Raw genomic sequence first — 18,821 nt, forward strand, 5'->3', positions numbered from 1 at the left:
GCCTGAGGGTCCCCGCACGGGCAGCCGGGCCGCGGCTCGGACCTACCGGACTCAGCCCGCGCGGGTGAGCCGGAAGGTCTGGGCCGCGGACCCGGTGCACGGCTGCTGCGTGAACCTGGTGCCGTCGGACCCGGCCGGAGTGCCGAGCGTGAGGCAGCGGCTACTGTGCCGGGCGGTGAACGTGACCCCGGCGGCCGTCGTCGTCGGGCGCCACTGCTGGTTGGTGCCGCCCACGTAGGACCACAGGTGCACGGACGCGCCCGCGGCGACGGCGCCGGGGCCGCCGCTGACGTCCCAGGCCTTGCCCGCGTGCTGGTTGGTCACCTGGTAGTAGCCGCCCGTCGTGGGCGTGAAGCGCCAGCGCTGGTTGGCCTGGGCCCCGTCGCCGCAGGCCCACTGCTGCAGGCCCACTGCTGCAGGCCGGTGCCGTCGGCGGTGCCCCAGTCGGCGGCGTCGAGGCACTTGCCGCTCGCGGTCGGGGCCACCTGGTACCAGGAGGCCGGGTCCGGGTCGGCGGGCGTGGTGGTGGACTGCGGGTCCCATGTGTAGGTGGCCACGGACCGGCCGGGCAGCGTGTGCGTCAGGGAACGGCCCTCGTCGGTGATCGAGAAGGTGCGGCTGCCGGAGGAGGCGTTCACGACGTACGCCACGCGGGTGCCGTCCGGGTTCTGGTAGACGACGTTCTGCAGGCCGCCGGGCTGCTCGCTCGTGGAGCCGATGCGGCGGGCCCCGGCGTCGATGAACTTGGTCAGGTGGCCCAGCACGTAGAACTCGGCGTTGCGCGTCACGGTGCCGCCGGCGATCTGGACCACCCCGTTGCACCGCGTGCCGCAGTGGCCCTGGTGCGGGCCGCCGTTCTGGTCGAGCGCGAGGTTCCAGCTGATGGTGGTCTCGCCGCCGTTGCGCATGTTGCGCACCACGAGGTTCTCGGCGTGCCAGACCAGGGTGTCCCCGAAGGTGTTCGCCGCGTTGTCGCTGTCCGTGCCGGAGCACTCGGTGAAGTAGACCCGCTTGCCCGCGGCCACGACCTGCGCCTGCGCCTCCGGGGAGCCGCCGTAGCAGTGGAACGCGGCGCCCACCACGCGCGAGATGCCCTGCGTGCCGGAGAAGACCTCCAGCGGGTAGTCGGGGCGGTCCCAGTTGTGGTCGTAGGCGAAGATCTGCGTGCCCAGCCCGGCGCTGGTCAGCCGGGCGTCGAGCACCCGCAGGAACTGCGCCTGCTCCGCCGCGGACATGCTCAGGGACGGGTAGCTCGTGGCGAACAGCGGCTCGTTCGCCACCGTGAGGTCGCTGAGCGTGACGCCCTGCTGCGCGTACGCCTGGATCGCGCGGACCAGGTAGTCGGCGTACTCGTCGTAGTTCTCGGCGCGCAGGCTGCCGCCGTTCAGGGAGCCGCCGCTCTTCATCCAGGCGGGCGGGGACCAGGGGCTGCCCATGAACCGGATGCTCGGGTTGACCGCCAGGGCCTGCCGCAGCACGGGCAGGATCTGCTGCTGGTCGCGCGCGATGCTGAACTGCCCCTGGGTGTCCTCGTAGGTGTAGAAGCCGCCCGAGTTGAAGTCGGTGCTGCCGAGCGGCTGGCGCAGGTAGTTCAGCCCGATGCCGTCGCCGGAGCGGGAGAACAGCGACCGCAGGAGCGTGTCGCGGGTGCCGGCGGGCAGGCCGCTGATCAGCGCGGCCGACGCCTCCGTGACGGATGCGCCCGCGCCGGTGAACCGCTGGGACACCTGGTCCGGGCTGACCCGGATGTCGGTGGCCTGCGGGCCGGTGTCGAAGGCGAGGGTGCCGCCGTCGGTCAGCTTGCGGCCGCCGTCGGCGGTGGTGACCCAGACCCGGGCACTGGTCGGGGCGGCGGCCTGGGCGGTGGCGTCAGGGCCGGAGGCGGCCGCCGGGGCGATCCCGGCGGCGGCGAGGGTCAGGACACCGAGCGTGGCGAGTGTCGTCCGGATGGACCCGGTGCGGGTGGTGCGCGTCATTGCGACTCCCTCGATGGGTGGAATGTGGGGCGAGCCTACCCCTACCTACCAAGTGCTCGGTAGGTAGCAGTTTCCCGTACCCGGCCTGGACCCGGGGGAGAGGTCCGTAGACTCGCTCGGATGACACGAGAACCCGGGGCCGTCCGGACGCGGCGTCCGCCCGCGGAGCGCCGGGCCGAGATCCTGCGCATCGCCATGGAGACGTTCGCGGAGCGCGGCTACCAGAGCGCGTCGCTCGCGGAGATCTCGGCGCGGGTCGGGCTGACCCAGGCCGGGGTGCTGCACTACTTCTCGTCCAAGGCCGGGCTGCTCACCGGGGTGCTCGACCTGCGCGACTCGACCGACATCGAGGAGCTCGGCAGCGAGCGCCCGCACGGCCTGGCGTTCCTGCGGCACCTGGTGGAGACCTCGCGGCGCAACGCGGAGCGCGAGGGCATCGTGCGCCTGTACACCGTGCTCGCGGCGGAGAGCGTGACCGCGGAGCACCCGGCCCAGGACTACTTCCGTGACCGGTACCAGGGCCTGCTGGCCCTGGTGGTCGAGGCGCTGGAGGAGGCCCGGTCGCTGGGGGAGGTGGCGGACGACGTGGAGGTCGCCACCACCGCCCGCGTCATCGTGGCGACCATGGACGGCCTGCAGCTCCAGTGGCTGCTGGAGCCCGGCTCGGTCGACATGGCGCACGCGACCGAGGTGGCGATCGTCCGGCTCATCGGGCGTGAGCTGCCCGGTCGCTGAGCCGTGGACCTAGGCGCCCGGTTCCTGGGCCGCCGGCTCCTCGCGGTAGGACGTCGCCAGGTCCGCGACGTCGTGGGCGTAGGAGACCGACCGGTTGTAGGCCGCCAGCGCCGCCTGCCAGCCGTCGTCGCTCGTCAGGTCGCCGCCGCTCTCGCACAGGTAGTGGGCGGCGGTGAGCACGGCGTCGTCGATCTGGTGCGGGTCGGTGCGGCCGTCCAGGTTCCCGTCCTGCGCGAAGTCGGCCCACGTGGTCGGGATGAACTGCATGGGGCCGACGGCGCGGTCCCAGCGCACGTCGCCGTCGAGCTCGCCCCCGTCGGTGTCGAGGATCTCCATGACACCCTCGCTGCCGTCCAGGGCGATGCCGATGATCGGCGGGCTCACCAGGCCGTCGGCGTCGGCGCTCGCCCCGAGGTAGCTGCCGTGGATCGACTCGACGGCGCCGATCCCGGCGAGCGTGTTCCAGCCGAGGCCGCACTGCGGCATGGTCTCGGCCAGCCGCAGGGACGCGCCGGCGTAGGCGGCCAGCGCCCGCCGCGGGATGCCCGTGCGCTCGGCGGTCTCGCGCAGCCAGCGCGGCCGGGCCAGGTCGGCGACCGGGTCGACGTCCGGGTCGCGGCCGGCGCCCGCCTCGGGCAGCCCCTGCCGCGGCGCCGGCGGGTATTCGCGCTCCAGCGCGTCCCGCAGCCCTCCGCTCGGGTTCGGGCCGCAGGCGGTCAACAGCAACGCGGCCGCGCAGGCGACGGCCCCAGCTCGTGCTCTCACGGTGCTGACGCTACGTGCCCGCCGCGCCGATCCGTTAGCCGGTGACAAGACCTCCCGCAAACGTGCGCGAATCCGCGCAGGCCGGTCACTCCTCCGGGCGCCCGACGTGCACCACCAGGACGGGGCACGGCGCCGCGCGGAGCACGGCGTCGGGCACGCTGCGCAGCATGCGGCCCACCACGGACGGGTGCCGGCGCCCGCCGACCACGACGAGGTGGTCCGGCGTCAGGTCCTCCAGCAGCGCGCCCGCCGGGGAGCCGCGCCGGATCACCAGCGTGCACGCGACCTGCGGGTACTTCTCCGACCACCGCGCCACCTGGTCGGCCAGGTCGGTCCGGGCGGCCTCGTGCCACGACGCGGCCACCGGGTCCATGCTCAGCAGCGCCGAGGTGACCGGGTCGCTGCCCGTCACGTGCACCACCTCCAGCGCGCAGTCCCGCGCGGCGGCCTCGGCGAACGCGGCCCCCAGCACGTCGGGCTCGTCGTCGCGGGCCACGCCCACCCGGATCCGGTACGGGTCACCGGTCGCCGCACCGGCCGGGACCACCGCCACCGCACCGGTGGACGACGCCGCCAGCGCCGACGACGTCGAGCCGACCAGCAGGCGGTCGAGCCCGTCCAGGTCGCGGCGGCCCACCACGACCAGGTCGCACGTCCGGGCGCGCTGGCTCAGCACGTGCGCGGCGGTGCCCGGCAGGGTGATGACCTCCAGGTCCCGTCCGCCGGGCCGGTGCTCCCCGAGGCGGGCGCGGGCGGCGTCCGCGGCGTGCCGGGCCTCGTCCTGCGCCTCCCGCACCGCGTCGCCGAACCCCGGCGCGGGTGTCGCGGGCGTGGTGTGCGACGCGACGACCGTCAGGCGGGCCTCGTGCACGTCGGCCGCACGGGCCGCCCACTCCAGCGCGGCCAGGCTCTCCTCCGAGCCGTCGACCCCGACGACGATGCCGCGATACCAGGTGATGCTCATGATCGTCTCCTCACGTCCGCTCCGGCCTGGGCACCAGGACATCAGCGGGCCGCGCGCGCCCGGCAGAGCCGGGAGGCCCGGCCGCCCCGGGACCAAGGTCCCCCGTGCCCGGCGCGGCACCCACGCGCTACCGTGGCCACGGGGGGCACGGACCGACATCGGGAGGTGCCGATGGACCCGGGGGACGCGCCGCGCGACCGCACGGACGTGCTGCTCGAGGCCGTCGTCGGGGTGGGCCGCGGGCTCGACGTCGAGAGCGTCCTGCACCGCATCGTCGAGGCCGCCGTCTCCCTCGTGGACGCCCGCTACGGCGCCCTCGGGCTGCTCGACGCCGACAGCCGGATCAGCCGGTTCCTCACGGTCGGCATGACCGACGCCGAGGTCGCCGCGATCGGCCCGTACCCCACCGGGCACGGCGTGCTGGGCCAGCTCATCCGCCACCCTGTCCCGCTGCGCCTGCCGGACATCTCGGCGCACGTCGCCTCGGTCGGCTTCCCCGCCCACCACCCGCCCATGCGGACCTTCGTCGGGGTGCCGCTGCGGGTGCACGGCTCCCCGTTCGGCAACCTCTACCTCACCGACAAGCGCGGCGGGGGAGAGTTCACCGCCGAGGACGAGCGCGTGCTGGAGGCGCTCGCGGCGGCCGCGAGCGTGGCGGTGGAGAACGCCCGCCTGTACGACGTCGCCCGGCTGCGGGAGCGCTGGGCCCGGGCGAACGACCGGATCTCGCGCCAGGTCCTGGCCGGCTCGTCGTCGCACGACGTGCTCACCCTGGTGGGCAGCGAGGCGCGGGAGGTGGCCGACGCCGACGTGACGGCGATCGCCGTGCCCGACCCCGTGACCGGGCGCCTGGTGCTGTTCTCGGCCTCCGGGCTCGACACGGAGGCGCAGGTCGGGTCGGTGCTCGCCGCCGACGGCACCTTCGCCGCCCTCACGTTCCGCACGGGCGTGCCGATGGTGACCGACGACGCGAACGCGGACGACCGCGCCAGCCTGGCGCTGGAGCTGTCGGGCGAGCTGGGCCCGCTCGCCGTCTGGCCCATCGGGCAGACGGGAACCGCCCGGGGCGTGCTGATCGCGGCGCGGCTGGCCGGCCGGCCCCCGTTCTCGTCGGTGGTCGTGGAGGCGCTGAGCGCGTTCGCCGGCCAGGTGGCCGTGGCGCTGGAGCTCGCCGAGGGCCGGGCCGACGCCGAGCGGGTCACCCTGCTGCGCGACCGGGAGCGCATCGCGCGCGACCTGCACGACCTGGCCATCCAGCGGCTGTACGCGACGGGCCTGGCGCTCCAGCGCGTGGCCCGCGGCGCGACCCCCGAGATGGCCGAGCAGCTCGCCCGGTCGGTCGACGAGGTGGACGAGACCATCGCGCTGGTGCGCACCACCATCTACCGCCTGCAGTCCGGGGAGGTGCCGCGGGGCGCGAACGCGCGCCGGGTGGGCCTGCGCTCCCGTGTGATCACGGAGGTCGACGCCACCGCCGCGGCCCTCGGGTTCACGGCGCGGCTGCACTTCGAGGGCGCCGTGGACACCCTGGTCCCGCCCGACGTCGCGGAGCACGTCGTCGCCGTCCTGCGCGAGGCCCTGTCGAACGTCGCCCGGCACGCGCACGCCTCCCGGGCCGAGGTGCGGCTCGCGGTGGGCAGCGACGTGGTGCTCACGGTGAGCGACGACGGCATCGGCATCCCGTCCGGCGTGCCCCGCAGCGGCCTGCTCAACCTCGCCCGGCGCGCCGCCGAGTCCGGCGGGGTGCTGGTGGTCGGGCCCGTGGACCCGTCCGCCGTGCAGACCGGCACCCGCCTGGAGTGGCGGGTGCCGATGCCCGGCGACGACGCGCTGGACTCGTGACCCTCAGGGGCTGCGCCGCTTGTCCTGCTGCTCCAGCCGGTCGGCCAGCACGGCGGCCTGGGCCCGGCGCTCCAGGCCGAGCTTGGCGAAGATGCTGGACACGTAGTTCTTGACCGTCTTCTCGGCGAGGAACAGCTCGCTCCCGATCTGCCGGTTGGTCATGCCGTGCCCGATCAGGCCCAGGATGCGGCGCTCCTGGTCGGTGAGCTGCGCCAGCGGGTCGGGCTCGTTCTGGGCCTCCGCGCGGAGCCGCTGCATGACGCGGGCCGCGGCGCGCGGGTCGAGCATCGACCCGCCGGCCGCGACCGTCAGCACGGCCTCCACGAGGTCGGTGCCCCGCACCTGCTTGAGCACGTAGCCGGCGGCCCCGGCGAGGATCGCGTCGTACAGCGCCTCGTCGTCGGCGAACGAGGTGAGCATGAGGCAGGCCAGGTCCGGCATCCGCGAGCGCAGCTCGCGGCAGACGGTGACGCCGTCGCCGTCGGGCAGCCGCACGTCCAGCACCACGACGTCGGGCTCGGCGGCGGGCACCCGGGCCAGCGCCTCCCGGGCGGTCCCGGCCTCGCCCACGACGCGCACGCCCGGCTCGGACTCCAGCAGGTCGGCCACGCCGCGTCGTACCACCTCGTGGTCGTCCACGAGGAACACGCGCACCTCCATGCGTCCCACCGTAGTCGTGGTGCCCGCTCGGTTCACCACCGGGACGGGCACCACGGGCCGGGCCGTCATCGAAGGAAGGGGAACCGCTTGACCATCGAGGTCCGGGACCACCAGTGGCCCAGCCCCATCGTGTCGCCGGCCAGGAAGGCGGCGAGGCCGATCAGCAGGACCGCGTAGATCAGGTGGTAGTCCACGAACGGGTTGTTGTCGAGGGGCAGCGCCGACATCCACATCAGCAGCAGGAGCACCACCCCGGCCCCGGCGGCGATCCGCAGGCCGATGCCGAGTGCCAGCGCCAGGCCGATGCCGAGCAGACCGATCATGAAGAGCCAGTCGATGACCGGGTTGCCGGCCATGGAGTTGAAGAAGCCGGCGAAGGAGCCCTGGACGCCGTCCAGGTACCCCTCGGTCGGGGAGCCGCCCCTGATCCAGGCGGCGTCGGACGGGGTGGCCAGGCCCCACCCGAAGAGCTTGTCGCCGAACGCCCACAGGAACTCGACGGCGAGCAGCAGCCGGACGCCCGCGAAGGCGTACCGGGAGACGGCCTCGCTCGTGACGTGCGTGGTCGCCGCGGCCTGACTCTGCGCGGCGGACCCGTGCGCCCACTCGGCGGGGTTGTGGCTGACGGAGCTCATGATGTCCTCCAGGTGGTACGCCGGACGTCTTCCGGCGCCTGTCACCACCATCGCGCCCACCCGCCCGCGGGCGGCAGAGTCGGCGGCCCCGCCAGAACGGGACCAAGGTCCCGTTCCTGGAGGTCAGACGGTTATCGGCTGCGGTTCGCCCGCAGGATCTCCTCCTGGTACGGCGCCACCACCGAGCCCGAAATGCGGCAGTCCAGGAGCAGGAACGGGCGGTCCGCGACGGGCTCCGCCGCCCAGTCCGCCACGCGGTCCAGGTCGGCCAGCGAGCGCACCACGACCCCCTCGGCGCCCACCGCCCCGGCGAGCGCCGCGAAGTCCGCCTCGGGGATGCGCATCGGCTCCTCGGTGATGCCCTGCCGCCCGTACACGTGCACCTCCGCGCCGTAGGCGGCGTCGTTCCAGACGACGGCGATGCCGCGGCCGCGCGCGGTGCGCACGGCGGTCTCCAGGTCGGCCAGCGCCATCAGCCCGCCGCCGTCGCCGGTGGTGAGCACGACGGCGGCGTCGGGCACCGCCGCGGCCGCGCCCGCGACGCTGGGGAAGCCCAGCCCGATGGACTGGTAGGCGGTGCCGACCATGACCATGCGGTCGGGGGAGGCGACGGGCCAGTACATGTTGGCCCAGCCGATGAAGTGGCCGCCGTCGGAGACGACGACGCGGTCTTGCGGCAGCAGGCCCGCGAGGCGGTGCGCGACGGTGCGCGGGTCGAGGCGCCCGTCGGGCGCGATCCCGTCGGCGGGGCCGGTCTCGTAGGCGCGGGCCGCGGCGACGTCGACGGTCTCGCGCCAGCCGGACGGCTTGGCGCCCAGGGCGCGCAGCTCGTCCACGAGCGCGCGGGCCACGAGGGCGGCGTCGCCCCGGACGAACCCGCCCACGTGCCGGTGCGTGGCGGCGGGCGCGATGTCGACCTGGACCACGCGCGTGCCGGGCGCGAACAGCTCGCCGAACCGCATCGTGAACTGGTTGAGCGACGCGCCGAGCACGACGGCGACGTCGGCCTGGCGCACCAGCTCCATGGCGTCGTGCGCACCGAAGCCGCCCGCGACGCCGAGGTCGTACCGGCCGTCCGGGAAGACGCCGCGGCCGAGCGCCGTGGTGGTGGTCAGGGCGCCGGTGGCCTCGGCGAGCTCACCCAGCGCGGGGCCGGCCCCGGCGAGCCAGGCGCCGCGGCCCGCGAGCAGCAGCGGGCGCTCGGCCTCCGAGAGGTGCCGGGCGAGGTCGGTGATGGCGGCGGCGTCGAAGGGGCCGGCCGGGGCCAGCGGCGCCGGCAGCACGGGCTCGGGCGCGTCGGGGATCGGCCCGGCGTCCAGGGCGGCGACGTCGTAGGGGATCGCGAGCACCACGGGGACCCGGTAGGTCAGGGAGTGCTCGATGGCGATCACGCTGGTGGCGGCGGCGTCCGCGCGGCCCACCGTATAGGTGCGCGCGCCGACGGCGGCCGCCAGGGCGATCTGGTCCACGTCCCAGGGGCGCGGGCCCGACGTCGGCTCGTCGCCCGTCAGCAGCACCAGCGGCACGCGGGCCTGGGCGGCCTCGGCGAGCGCCGTGAGCGCGTTGGTGAAGCCCGCCCCGTAGGTGGCGGTGGCGGCGGCGATGCGGCCCGACGCGCGGAAGTGGGCGTCGGCGGCGACCACGCCGCCGGCCTCGTGGCGGACGGCGGTGAACCGCGCCGTGGTCGAGCGCTCCAGGGCGTCGAGGAACCAGGCGTTGCCGTTCCCCATCACGCCGAAGACGTGGTCGACGTGGCGGGCGACGGTACGGGCGACATGGGCGGACACGGTGGGCACGGGGCCTCCAGGGAAACAGTGACGGATGAGTGGTGCGGTCCGTATGTGTCCCGGGCGGGCCCGGCCAGGAGCCCGTCGCGCGCCCCTTTTTCGAGCGCAGGCGGTGGCATCCGCCTCGACAGGCCACACATTACCCCTGTCGGAGCAGGGCTTTCGCGAAGAAGGCGGCCAGGTCCGCGGTGGCGGTCAGGGGGAGCACTGCGGCCACGTACTGGTCCGGCCGCACCACGACGACGGCGCCGCCCCGGTCGATGCCGCGCAGGTCGAAGATGTCGTGGTCCGGGTCGGTCGCGTAGACCTTCTCGTAGTCGATCAGGCCGAACGGGCCGACCTTCGGCCGGAACACCTCGGGCACGTCCGCGAACTCCACGTCGAGGTGGCCCTGCTGGTAGACGACCTTGACGTCGAGGACGGCGTCCGGGTCGCCACCGGCCGGGGTGTGCCGCAGCAGGGGCGAGTCCTCGGCGCTGCCCAGCCACTGTGCCCAGTCCCGCAGCGCCGAGGGCTCGCCGGGCGCGGCGGCGTCGGCGAACGCGTAGACGCGCCACCGGCCGTCGGCGCGGGCGTGGTGGCCCAGGTGCGCCGGGTTGCCCTCGGCCACGCGTTCGGCGGGCGCCGACTTGAACCGCTTGCCGACCGGGAAGCCCGCCGCGAGGCCCTGGTGCGCGGCGTCGGACACGATCATGGACGGCTGGTACTGCGTCATGAACCCGCACGGGAACTCGGCGGTCTTGACGTAGAAGTCCTCGAGGTACGTCGGGTCGGGCAGGTCCTCGGGCCGGGTCGCCATGAGGCGGGACCACTCCCGGTCGAAGTCGATGAGCTCCTGGGCCACGACCCGGCGCTCGGCCGAGTAGGTGGCCAGCAGCGCCTCGGGTGCGCGGCCGGTGAGCACGTGGGCCAGCTTCCAGGCGATGTTCCAGCCGTCCTGCATGGACACGTTCATGCCCTGCCCGGCCTTGGCGCTGTGCGTGTGGCAGGCGTCGCCGGTCAGGAACACGCGGGGCGCGCGGGCGCCGGTGTGCTCGGCGGGCACGTCGTCGAACCCGTCGGTGACCCGGTGGCCCACCTCGTAGACGCTGTGCCAGGGCACGTCCTTCACGTCGAGCGTGTAGGGGTGGATGATCCGGTTCGCCCGCGCGATCACCTCGTCCAGGGTCGTGGCGCGCACGCGCGCGCTCTGCCCGGCCGGCACCTCGCCGAGGTCGACGTACCAGCGGGCCAGGAACCCGCCCTCGCGGGGGATGAGCAGGATGGACCCGCCGTCGTGCGACTGGATGGCGCACTTGGTGCGCACGTCCGGGAAGTCGGTCACCGCCAGGATGTCCATCACGCCCCAGGCATGGTTGGCCCGGTCGCCCACGGGCTTGCGACCGATGGCCTGCCGGACGGCGGAGTGCGCGCCGTCGGCGCCGATGACGTAGCGGGCTCGGACGGTGCGGTCGCTGCCCTCGTGCGGCCCGGCGGTGTGCCGCAGGGTGACGGTGACGGGCGCGCCGGGCGTCTCTGGGACGGTGAGCCCGGTGACCTCCAGGCCGTAGTCGGGGGTCACGCGGGCCGGCCCGCGGGCCGCGACCTCGGCGAAGTAGTCGAGCACGCGGGCCTGGTTGACGATCAGGTGCGGGAACTCGCTGATGCCGTCCGAGTCGTCCGGCGGCACGGCGGCGCGCGCGATGTTGCGAGGGTCGGCCGGGTCGGGCTTCCAGAACGCCATCTCGGTGATCCGGTACGCCTCCGCGGTGATCCGTTCCGCGAACCCGAACGCCTGGAACGTCTCGACGCTGCGCGCCTGGATGCCGTCGGCCTGGCCCATCTCCAGGCGCCCCGCGCGGCGCTCCACGACGTGGGTGCGGATGCCGGGGAACTGCGCGAGCTGGGCGGCCGCGATCATGCCCGCCGGGCCGCTGCCGACGATCAGCACGTCTACCTCGTCCGGCAGGTCGGCGGGGCGGTCGACGCCGTAGCCGGCGGCGGGCTGCACGCGCGGGTCGCCGGACACGTAGCCGTGGTGGTGGAACTGCATCGTTCGTCCGTTCTGCCCGTGGTCGGCGACGTTGCCGGGCCCATCCCGACCATATACGATCTGTGATACGAAGCACCAGGGAGCAAGGGAGCTCATGGGTACCGAAGCGCTGTCCCGGCGGCCCGGCAAGATCGTCGCCGTCCACCTCGCCTACGCCTCCCGCGCCGACCAGCGCGGGCGCCGTCCGGCCGCGCCGTCCTACTTCCTCAAGCCGGCCAGCTCGCTCGGCGTGAGCGGGGGCGTCGTCGAGCGGCCCGCGGGCACCGAGCTGCTGGCCTTCGAGGGCGAGATCGCGCTGGTCATCGGCGAGCCCGCGCGGCACGTGACCGTCGCGGACGCCTGGGACCACGTCGCCGCGGTCACCGCCGCCAACGACCTGGGCGTCTACGACCTGCGCTGGGCCGACAAGGGCTCCAACGTGCGCTCCAAGGGCCGCGACGGGTACACGCCGCTGGGGCCCGAGCTGATCGACGCACGGGCGGTCGACCCGGCCGCGCTGCGCCTGCGCACCTGGGTCAACCGCGAGCTCGTGCAGGAGGACACGACCGGCCTCGACGCGCTGCTGTTCCCGTTCGCGCAGCTCGTGGCCGACCTGTCCCAGCACCTCACGCTGGAGCGCGGCGACGTGATCCTGACGGGCACGCCCGCCGGGTCCAGCGTCGTGGTGCCCGGCGACGTGGTCGAGGTGGAGGTGGACGCCCCGACGGCGCCCGGCGCGCCGTCGTCGGGCCGGCTGGTGACCACGGTGGTGCAGGGCGAGGTGCCGTTCACCGACGTGGGCGCGGGGCCCCGGGTCGACGACGCGCAGCGGGCCGACGCCTGGGGCAGCGCCGAGGCGGCGGGGCTGCCGCCCGGGCCCGAGCCGTTCGTGCTCACCGACGAGCTCGCCGCCCTGCTGCGCCGCACGCCCGTCGCCGGGCTCTCGGCCCAGCTGCGCAAGCGCGGCCTCGACGACGCGATCATCGAGGGCGTGCGACCCAACGTCGGCGGCGCCACGATCGTCGGCCGCGCCCGCACGCTGCGCTTCGTGCCGTACCGCGCCGACCTGTTCGCGACCCACGGCGGCGGCTACAACGCGCAGAAGCGTACGTTCGACACCGTCGGCCCCGGCGAGGTGATCGTCATCGAGGCCCGTGGCGAGACCGGCTCCGCCACCCTGGGCGACGTGCTCGCGCTGCGGGCGCAGGTCCGCGGCGCCGCGGGCGTGGTCACCGACGGCGGCGTGCGCGACTTCGACGCCGTGGCCGACACCGGCCTGCCCGTCTTCAGCAGGGGCCCGCACCCCGCCGTGCTCGGCCGCCGGCACGTGCCCTGGGACACCGACGTCGCCGTGGCCTGCGGCGGCGCCACGGTGCTGCCCGGCGACGTGATCGTGGGCGACACGGACGGCGTCGTCGTCATCCCGCCGCACCTGGTGGCCGAGGTCGCCGCAGCGACCCTCGCCCAGGAGGAGCAGGACGCGTGGGTGGCGCGGCAGGTCGCCGCCGGCCACCCGATCGACGGGCTGTTCCCGCCCAACCCGGAATGGCTCGCGCGCTACCAGGAATGGCGGGAGTCCCGGTGACGCCCGACGGCGGGGCCGGCTCGGCCCTCGAGACCGCGTTCGCCGGCGAGATCAGCAAGTCGCAGGCCGCCTACACCTACCTGCGCGACCGGATCGCGCGCCGCGACCTGGGGCCGGGCTACCGGCTGGTGCTGCGGGGTATCGCCGACGAGCTCGACATGAGCGTGGTCCCCGTGCGCGAGGCCATCCGGCGCCTGGAGGCCGAGGGCCTGGTCACGTTCGAGCGCAACGTCGGGGCGCGCGTCGCGATGATCGACGAGCACGGGTACGTCGAGGCCATGCAGGCCCTCGGCGTGGTCGAGGGGGCCGCGACCGGCCTCTCGGCGCCCGCCATCTCGGCCGCGGACCTCGACCGGGCCGCCGAGGTGAACGACCGGCTGCGCGCGCTGCTCGACCACTTCGACCCGCACGCGTTCACCGCCCTGAACCGGCAGTTCCACTCGGTGCTGTTCGAGTCGTGCCCCAACACCCTGCTGCTCGACATGGTGCACCGCGGCTGGGCGCAGCTCTCCGGCCTGCGCGACTCCACGTTCGCGTTCGTGCCCGGGCGGGCGCACGACTCCGTGGCCGAGCACGCCCACATCCTCGACCTCATCCGCGACCAGGCGGACCCGCTCGAGATCGAGATCGCCGCGCGCGACCACCGCTGGGCCACCATGCAGGCCTTCCTCGACTCACGAACCCCGGAGACACCGTGACCGACCACCCCACCAGCCACGTGCCCGCCGAGCTGCCGGGCAGCATCCAGCACTACATCGGCGGCGAGCTCGTCGACTCGGCCGACGGCGGCACGTTCGACGTGCTCGACCCGGTGACCGACGAGGTCTACGCGAAGGCCGCGGCGGGCCGGGCGGCCGACGTCGACCGCGCCGTGGCCGCCGCCCGTGCCGCGTTCACCGACGGGCCGTGGCCCCGGATGCTGCCGCGCGAGCGCTCGCGGATCCTGCACCGGGTGGCCGACATCGTCGAGTCCCGCGACGCGCGGCTGGCCGAGCTGGAGAGCTTCGACTCCGGACTGCCGATCACGCAGGCGCTGGGCCAGGCGCGGCGGGCCGCCGAGAACTTCCGGTTCTTCGCCGACCTGGTCGTGGCCCAGACCGACGACGCGTTCAAGGTGCCCGGCCGCCAGCTCAACTACGTCAACCGCAAGCCGATCGGCGTGGCCGGCCTCATCACGCCGTGGAACACGCCCTTCATGCTGGAGTCCTGGAAGCTCGGCCCCGCCCTGGCCACCGGCAACACCGTGGTGCTCAAGCCCGCGGAGTTCACGCCGCTCTCGGCGTCGCTGTGGGCCGGCATCTTCGCGGAGGCCGGGCTGCCGCAGGGCGTGTTCAACCTGGTCAACGGCCTCGGCGAGGAGGCGGGCGACGCGCTGGTCAAGCACCCCGACGTGCCCCTGATCTCGTTCACGGGGGAGAGCCGCACCGGCGAGACGATCTTCGCCAACGCCGCGCCGCACCTCAAGGGCCTCTCCATGGAGCTGGGCGGCAAGTCGCCCGCCGTCGTCTTCGCCGACGCCGACCTGGACGCCGCGATCGACGCGACGATCTTCGGCGTCTTCTCGCTCAACGGCGAGCGCTGCACCGCGGGCAGCCGCATCCTCGTGGAGCGCGCGGTCTACGACGAGTTCGTCGAGCGGTACGCCGCCCAGGCCAAGCGCGTCGTGGTGGGGCTCCCGCACGATCCCGCCACCGAGGTGGGCGCCCTGGTGCACCCCGAGCACCACGCCAAGGTGATGTCGTACATCGAGATCGGCAAGGGCGAGGGGCGCCTCGTCGCGGGCGGCGGGCGGCCCGAGGGCTTCCCGGCCGGCAACTACGTGGCCCCGACGGTCTTCGCGGACGTGCCGCCCACGGCGCGCATCTTCCAGGAGGAGATCTTCGGGCCGGTCGTGGCGATCACGCCGTTCGACACGGACGAGGAGGCGCTCGCGCTGGCCAACGGCGTGCGGTACGGGCTGGCCGCCTACGTGTGGACCAACGACCTGCGGCGCGCGCACACCTTCAGCCAGGCGATCGAGGCGGGGATGGTCTGGCTCAACTCCAACAACGTGCGCGACCTGCGCACCCCGTTCGGCGGGGTCAAGGCCTCCGGCCTGGGCCACGAGGGCGGCTACCGCTCGATCGATTTCTACACGCACCAGCAGGCCGTGCACGTCACCCTCGGCGCGGCGCACCACCCCACGTTCGGCAAGGGAGCCTGACGCGATGACCCACGCCATCCCCACCCCGTTGGCCCCACCGCCGGACATCCTGCGCTGCGCGTACATGGAGCTGGTGGTCACCGACCTGGCCGCCTCGCGGAACTTCTACGTGGACGTGCTCGGCCTGGTGGTCACGGAGGAGGACGACGACGCCGTCTACCTGCGTTCGATCGAGGAGTTCATCCACCACAACCTGGTGCTGCGCCGGGGTCCGGTGGCCGCCGTCGCCGCCTTCTCCTACCGGGTGCGCAGCCCGCAGGAGCTGGACCGGGCCGTCGCGTTCTACACCGAGCTCGGCTGCGAGGTCCGCCGCGCGCCCGAGGGCTACACGCGGGGCATCGGCGACTCGGTGCGCGTGATCGACCCGCTCGGCTTTCCCTACGAGTTCTTCTACGACGTCGAGCACGTCGAGCGGCTCGCGTGGCGCTACGACCTGCACACCCCGGGCGCGCTGGTGCGCCTGGACCACTTCAACCAGGTCACCCCGGACGTGCCGCGGGCCGTGAAGTTCATGGAGGACCTCGGCTTCCGCGTCACCGAGGACATCCAGGACGCCGAGGGCACCACCTACGCCGCGTGGCTGCGCCGCAAGCCCACCGTGCACGACACGGCGATGACCGGCGGCGACGGCCCGCGGATGCACCACGTCGCGTTCGCCACGCACGAGAAGCACAACATCATCGCCATCTGCGACAAGCTCGGCGCCCTGCGCCTCTCGGACCGCATCGAGCGCGGCCCCGGCCGGCACGGCGTCTCCAACGCGTTCTACCTGTACCTGCGCGACCCCGACGGGCACCGCGTGGAGATCTACACGCAGGACTACTGGACGGGCGACCCCGACAACCCCGTGGTCACCTGGGACGTGCACGACAACCAGCGCCGCGACTGGTGGGGCAACCCCGTGGTGCCGTCCTGGTACACCGAGGCCTCGCCCGTGCTCGACCTGGACGGCGTGCCGCAGCCCGTCGTCGCCCGCACGGACACCTCCGAGATGGCCGTGACCATCGGCGCGGACGGGTTCTCCTACACCCGCCCGGAGGACGACGACGACGCGCTGCCCTCCTGGAAGCAGGGCGAGTACAAGCTGGGGCACCAGCTGTGACGGGGCCGGCGGACGGCCGCACGCTGGACGACGCGACGATCACGGCGATCGCCGACGAGCTGGCCCGCGCCGAGGCCGAGCGCACCACGGTGCCGCTCCTGACGGCCAGGTACCCCGGCATGACCGTCGAGGACTCCTACGCCGTGCAGGACACCTGGCGCCGGCGCGGCATCGAGGCCGGACGCCGCCCGGTGGGCCGCAAGATCGGGCTCACCTCGAAGGTCATGCAGGCCGCCACGGGCATCACCGAGCCCGACTACGGCGCGATCTTCGCGGACATGGTGCACGAGAACGGGGCGGTCATCGAGCACGCCCGGTTCTCGAACGTGCGGGTCGAGGTGGAGCTCGCGTTCGTGCTGGGCGCCCGCGTCGCGGGGCCGCACGCCACGGTGTTCGACGTGCTGCGCGCCACCGAGTACGTGGTGCCCGCGCTGGAGATCCTGTCCTCGCGCGTCGAGATGGCGGGCCGCACCATCGTCGACACCATCAGCGACAACGCCGCCATGGGCGGCATGGTCTACGGCGGCAACCCGGTGCGGGTGGGGGAGACCGACCTGCGCTGGGTCGCGGCTCTGCTGTACCGCAACGAGACCATCGAGGAGTCGGGCGTCGCGGCCGCCGTGCTGAACCACCCCGCGGCCGGCGTGGCCTGGCTCGCGAACAAGCTCGCCCGGCACGGCGACGTGCTGGAGGCCGGGGAGATCATCCTGGCCGGCTCCTTCACGCGGCCCATGTGGGTGGAGCCGGGGGACACCGTGCTGGCCGACTACCGAGAGCTGGGGACCGTCTCGTGCCGATTCGTCTGAGCCTGCCGCCCACGTTCCGCGACCGCCTCGAGGCCGCCGGCCGGCCCCAGGCCGGCATGTGGGTCTGCACCGGCAGCCCGCTGGTGGCGGAGATCTGCGCCGGGTCCGGCCTGGACTGGCTCCTGATCGACGCCGAGCACTCGCCGATCGGCCTGGAGACGATCACGGCGCTGCTCCAGGCGGTCGCCCCGTACCCGGTCACGCCGGTGGTGCGGGCGCCGTCGGGCGATGCCGTGGTGCTCAAGCAGCTGCTCGACCTCGGCGTGCAGAACGTGCTGGTGCCCATGGTCGACACCGCCGAGCAGGCCCACGACACGGTGCGGGCCGTGCGCTACCCGCCGCGCGGGGTGCGCGGCGTCGGCAGCGCGCTCGCCCGCGGCGCGCGCTGGAACCGGGTCGAGAACTACCTGGCCGACGCCGACCGGCACGTGTCGCTGTTCGTCCAGGTGGAGTCCGTCGCGGGCGTCGAGAACGCGGCGCTGATCGCCGGCGTCGACGGCGTGGACGGCGTCTTCGTGGGCCCCTCCGACCTGGCCGCGTCGATGGGGGTGCTCGGGCAGCAGACCCACCCGGCCGTCACCGCCGCCGTGCACCGGACGTTCGAGGCCGTGCGCGCCGCGGGCAAGCCGGTGGGCGTCAACGCCTTCGACCCCGCCGTGGCCCAGGACTACCTCGACGCGGGGGCGTCGTTCGTGCTGACCGGGGCGGACGTCGCCCTCCTGGCCCGCGGCTCCGAGACGCTCGCCGACCGGTGGTGCGCCGAGGGGTAGCGTTCGGTCCATGCGTCTGGGCGTCCTCGACATCGGTTCCAACACAGGGCACCTCCTGGTGGTCGACGCCCACGGCGGCGCGGCCCCGCTGCCCGCCTCCTCGTACAAGGAGCCGCTGCGGCTGGCCGAGCACCTGGACGACGCCGGCGCCGTCGGGCAGGCGGGCGTGGACGCCCTGGTGGAGTTCACCGCCCAGGCCGTGCGCGTCGCGGAGGAGCGGGGTTGCGCGGAGACGCTGGCGTTCGCGACGTCCGCCGTCCGCGAGTCGGTGAACGCCGAGGCCGTGCTGCGCGCCGTGCACGAGCGCACCGGGGTGCTCCTGGAGGTGCTCAGCGGCGCGGACGAGGCCCGGCTCACGTTCCTCGCCGTGCGCCGCTGGTTCGGCTGGTCGGCCGGGCGGCTGGCCGTGTTCGACATCGGCGGCGGCTCGCTGGAGATCGCCGGCGGCTCCGACGAGGCGCCCGACGCCGCCTGGTCGCTGCCGCTCGGCGCCGCACGCCTGGCCCGCACCCACTTCGGCGCCGGGCTGGACGGCGCCGGGCCGGACGACGGGGCGCTGCACGCCCTGCGCCGCGACCTGCGCGCCGACATCGCCCGCAACGCGGGGAGCCTGCTGCGCTCCGGGCGGCCCGACCGCGCGGCCGCGACGTCCAAGACGTTCCGCTCGCTCGCCCGGATCTGCGGCGCCGCCCCGGCCGGCGACGGCCCGCTGGTGCCGCGTTCCCTGCGGCTCGACGACCTGCGTGAACGGATCGGCGAGCTGACCGCCATGGCTCCGGCCGACCTGGCGGAGCTGCCCGGCGTCTCGCCGAGCCGCACCCACCAGATCGTGCCCGGCGCCCTCGTGGCCGAGGCCTGCATGGACGTCTTCGACCTGACGGAGCTGGAGATCTGCCCCTGGGCGCTGCGCGAGGGCGTGATCCTCGAACGCCTGGACCAGATGCCGCACCTCGGCGCCGCCTGAGGCGGGGCGGGCGGAT

17 protein-coding genes are annotated in these 18,821 nt (G+C 74.4%); 9 read left to right on the plus strand and 8 right to left on the minus strand.

Going from position 1 to position 18,821, the window contains the following annotated elements; all coding sequences use genetic code 11:
• Positions 1-51: 51 nt before the first annotated feature.
• Positions 52-411 (minus strand): RICIN domain-containing protein, encoded by a 360-nt coding sequence (locus ACFU5G_RS14605; protein WP_377245682.1) that lies wholly within the window; start codon positions 409-411, stop codon positions 52-54.
• Positions 321-1,976, minus strand: a complete 1,656-nt coding sequence (locus ACFU5G_RS14610) for a glycoside hydrolase family 30 beta sandwich domain-containing protein (RefSeq protein WP_377245685.1) — start codon at positions 1,974-1,976, stop codon at positions 321-323. The genes ACFU5G_RS14605 and ACFU5G_RS14610 overlap by 91 nt, the downstream gene beginning before the upstream one ends.
• A gap of 120 nt (positions 1,977-2,096) precedes the next feature.
• Between ACFU5G_RS14610 and ACFU5G_RS14615 the strand changes: the two genes are divergently transcribed.
• Positions 2,097-2,711, plus strand: coding sequence for a TetR family transcriptional regulator (locus ACFU5G_RS14615; protein ID WP_377245688.1), 615 nt, complete (start codon positions 2,097-2,099; stop codon positions 2,709-2,711).
• A 9-nt stretch (positions 2,712-2,720) separates the two neighbouring features.
• On the opposite strand, the gene ACFU5G_RS14620 is transcribed toward ACFU5G_RS14615, so the two are convergent.
• Both ACFU5G_RS14620 and ACFU5G_RS14625 read right to left on the minus strand, forming a co-directional pair.
• Positions 2,721-3,476, minus strand: a complete 756-nt coding sequence (locus ACFU5G_RS14620) for a lytic transglycosylase domain-containing protein (RefSeq protein ID WP_377245691.1) — start codon at positions 3,474-3,476, stop codon at positions 2,721-2,723.
• A gap of 85 nt (positions 3,477-3,561) precedes the next feature.
• Complete coding sequence (locus ACFU5G_RS14625; RefSeq protein ID WP_377245694.1) at positions 3,562-4,440, minus strand: universal stress protein; 879 nt, start codon at positions 4,438-4,440, stop codon at positions 3,562-3,564.
• A 171-nt stretch (positions 4,441-4,611) separates the two neighbouring features.
• Between ACFU5G_RS14625 and ACFU5G_RS14630 the strand changes: the two genes are divergently transcribed.
• Positions 4,612-6,282: a GAF domain-containing protein gene (locus ACFU5G_RS14630; RefSeq protein WP_377245697.1), complete on the plus strand. Its 1,671-nt coding sequence runs from the start codon at positions 4,612-4,614 to the stop codon at positions 6,280-6,282.
• Between the two features lie 3 nt (positions 6,283-6,285).
• On the opposite strand, the gene ACFU5G_RS14635 is transcribed toward ACFU5G_RS14630, so the two are convergent.
• The 4 genes from ACFU5G_RS14635 to ACFU5G_RS14650 all read right to left on the minus strand — a co-directional run bounded on the left by ACFU5G_RS14635 (position 6,286) and on the right by ACFU5G_RS14650 (position 11,396).
• Positions 6,286-6,942 carry a response regulator gene (locus ACFU5G_RS14635; protein ID WP_377245752.1) on the minus strand — a complete coding sequence of 219 codons (657 nt, stop codon included), beginning with the start codon at positions 6,940-6,942 and terminating at the stop codon, positions 6,286-6,288.
• 65 nt (positions 6,943-7,007) lie between these two features.
• Positions 7,008-7,577: a hypothetical protein gene (locus ACFU5G_RS14640; protein ID WP_377245700.1), complete on the minus strand. Its 570-nt coding sequence runs from the start codon at positions 7,575-7,577 to the stop codon at positions 7,008-7,010.
• A gap of 131 nt (positions 7,578-7,708) precedes the next feature.
• Positions 7,709-9,373: a thiamine pyrophosphate-binding protein gene (locus ACFU5G_RS14645; protein WP_377245703.1), complete on the minus strand. Its 1,665-nt coding sequence runs from the start codon at positions 9,371-9,373 to the stop codon at positions 7,709-7,711.
• Between the two features lie 130 nt (positions 9,374-9,503).
• Complete coding sequence (locus ACFU5G_RS14650) at positions 9,504-11,396, minus strand: FAD-binding monooxygenase (protein ID WP_377245706.1); 1,893 nt, start codon at positions 11,394-11,396, stop codon at positions 9,504-9,506.
• 94 nt (positions 11,397-11,490) lie between these two features.
• Here ACFU5G_RS14650 and ACFU5G_RS14655 point away from each other — a divergent pair, with 94 nt between their 5' ends.
• From ACFU5G_RS14655 to ACFU5G_RS14685, 7 genes are read left to right on the plus strand one after another with little or no spacing between them, the layout of a single operon-like run.
• A complete protein-coding gene (locus ACFU5G_RS14655; protein WP_377245709.1) occupies positions 11,491-12,960 on the plus strand; it encodes a fumarylacetoacetate hydrolase family protein in 1,470 nt (489 codons plus the stop codon).
• On the plus strand, positions 12,957-13,658 hold the full coding sequence (locus tag ACFU5G_RS14660; protein ID WP_377245712.1) for a GntR family transcriptional regulator: 702 nt from the start codon (positions 12,957-12,959) through the stop codon (positions 13,656-13,658). The genes ACFU5G_RS14655 and ACFU5G_RS14660 overlap by 4 nt, the downstream gene beginning before the upstream one ends.
• A complete protein-coding gene (gene hpaE / locus ACFU5G_RS14665; RefSeq protein ID WP_377245715.1) occupies positions 13,655-15,163 on the plus strand; it encodes a 5-carboxymethyl-2-hydroxymuconate semialdehyde dehydrogenase in 1,509 nt (502 codons plus the stop codon). Before ACFU5G_RS14660 ends, hpaE begins: the two co-directional genes overlap by 4 nt.
• A 4-nt stretch (positions 15,164-15,167) precedes the next feature.
• Positions 15,168-16,265: a 3,4-dihydroxyphenylacetate 2,3-dioxygenase gene (gene hpaD / locus ACFU5G_RS14670; protein WP_377245718.1), complete on the plus strand. Its 1,098-nt coding sequence runs from the start codon at positions 15,168-15,170 to the stop codon at positions 16,263-16,265.
• Complete coding sequence (locus ACFU5G_RS14675; RefSeq protein ID WP_377245721.1) at positions 16,262-17,071, plus strand: fumarylacetoacetate hydrolase family protein; 810 nt, start codon at positions 16,262-16,264, stop codon at positions 17,069-17,071. Before hpaD ends, ACFU5G_RS14675 begins: the two co-directional genes overlap by 4 nt.
• A complete protein-coding gene (locus tag ACFU5G_RS14680; RefSeq protein WP_377245724.1) occupies positions 17,056-17,841 on the plus strand; it encodes an HpcH/HpaI aldolase/citrate lyase family protein in 786 nt (261 codons plus the stop codon). Before ACFU5G_RS14675 ends, ACFU5G_RS14680 begins: the two co-directional genes overlap by 16 nt.
• A 10-nt stretch (positions 17,842-17,851) precedes the next feature.
• A complete protein-coding gene (locus ACFU5G_RS14685) occupies positions 17,852-18,805 on the plus strand; it encodes a Ppx/GppA family phosphatase (RefSeq protein ID WP_377245727.1) in 954 nt (317 codons plus the stop codon).
• Positions 18,806-18,821 lie beyond the last annotated feature (16 nt).

This window comes from Promicromonospora sp. NPDC057488, assembly GCF_042802395.1.
Classification (GTDB): Bacteria; Actinomycetota; Actinomycetes; order Actinomycetales; family Cellulomonadaceae; genus Promicromonospora.

What these genes read in the sequence shown, in the direction of transcription:
- ACFU5G_RS14635 (WP_377245752.1), bottom strand. Translation starts at nt 6,942, where the DNA reads ATGGAGGTGCGCGTGTTCCTCGTGGACGACCACGAGGTGGTACGACGC.
- ACFU5G_RS14630 (WP_377245697.1), top strand. Translation starts at nt 4,612, where the DNA reads ATGGACCCGGGGGACGCGCCGCGCGACCGCACGGACGTGCTGCTCGAG.
- ACFU5G_RS14625 (WP_377245694.1), bottom strand. Translation starts at nt 4,440, where the DNA reads ATGAGCATCACCTGGTATCGCGGCATCGTCGTCGGGGTCGACGGCTCG.
- ACFU5G_RS14640 (WP_377245700.1), bottom strand. Translation starts at nt 7,577, where the DNA reads ATGAGCTCCGTCAGCCACAACCCCGCCGAGTGGGCGCACGGGTCCGCC.
- ACFU5G_RS14685 (WP_377245727.1), top strand. Translation starts at nt 17,852, where the DNA reads ATGCGTCTGGGCGTCCTCGACATCGGTTCCAACACAGGGCACCTCCTG.
- hpaD (WP_377245718.1), top strand. Translation starts at nt 15,168, where the DNA reads ATGACCCACGCCATCCCCACCCCGTTGGCCCCACCGCCGGACATCCTG.
- ACFU5G_RS14615 (WP_377245688.1), top strand. Translation starts at nt 2,097, where the DNA reads ATGACACGAGAACCCGGGGCCGTCCGGACGCGGCGTCCGCCCGCGGAG.
- ACFU5G_RS14655 (WP_377245709.1), top strand. Translation starts at nt 11,491, where the DNA reads ATGGGTACCGAAGCGCTGTCCCGGCGGCCCGGCAAGATCGTCGCCGTC.
- ACFU5G_RS14610 (WP_377245685.1), bottom strand. Translation starts at nt 1,976, where the DNA reads ATGACGCGCACCACCCGCACCGGGTCCATCCGGACGACACTCGCCACG.
- ACFU5G_RS14650 (WP_377245706.1), bottom strand. Translation starts at nt 11,396, where the DNA reads ATGCAGTTCCACCACCACGGCTACGTGTCCGGCGACCCGCGCGTGCAG.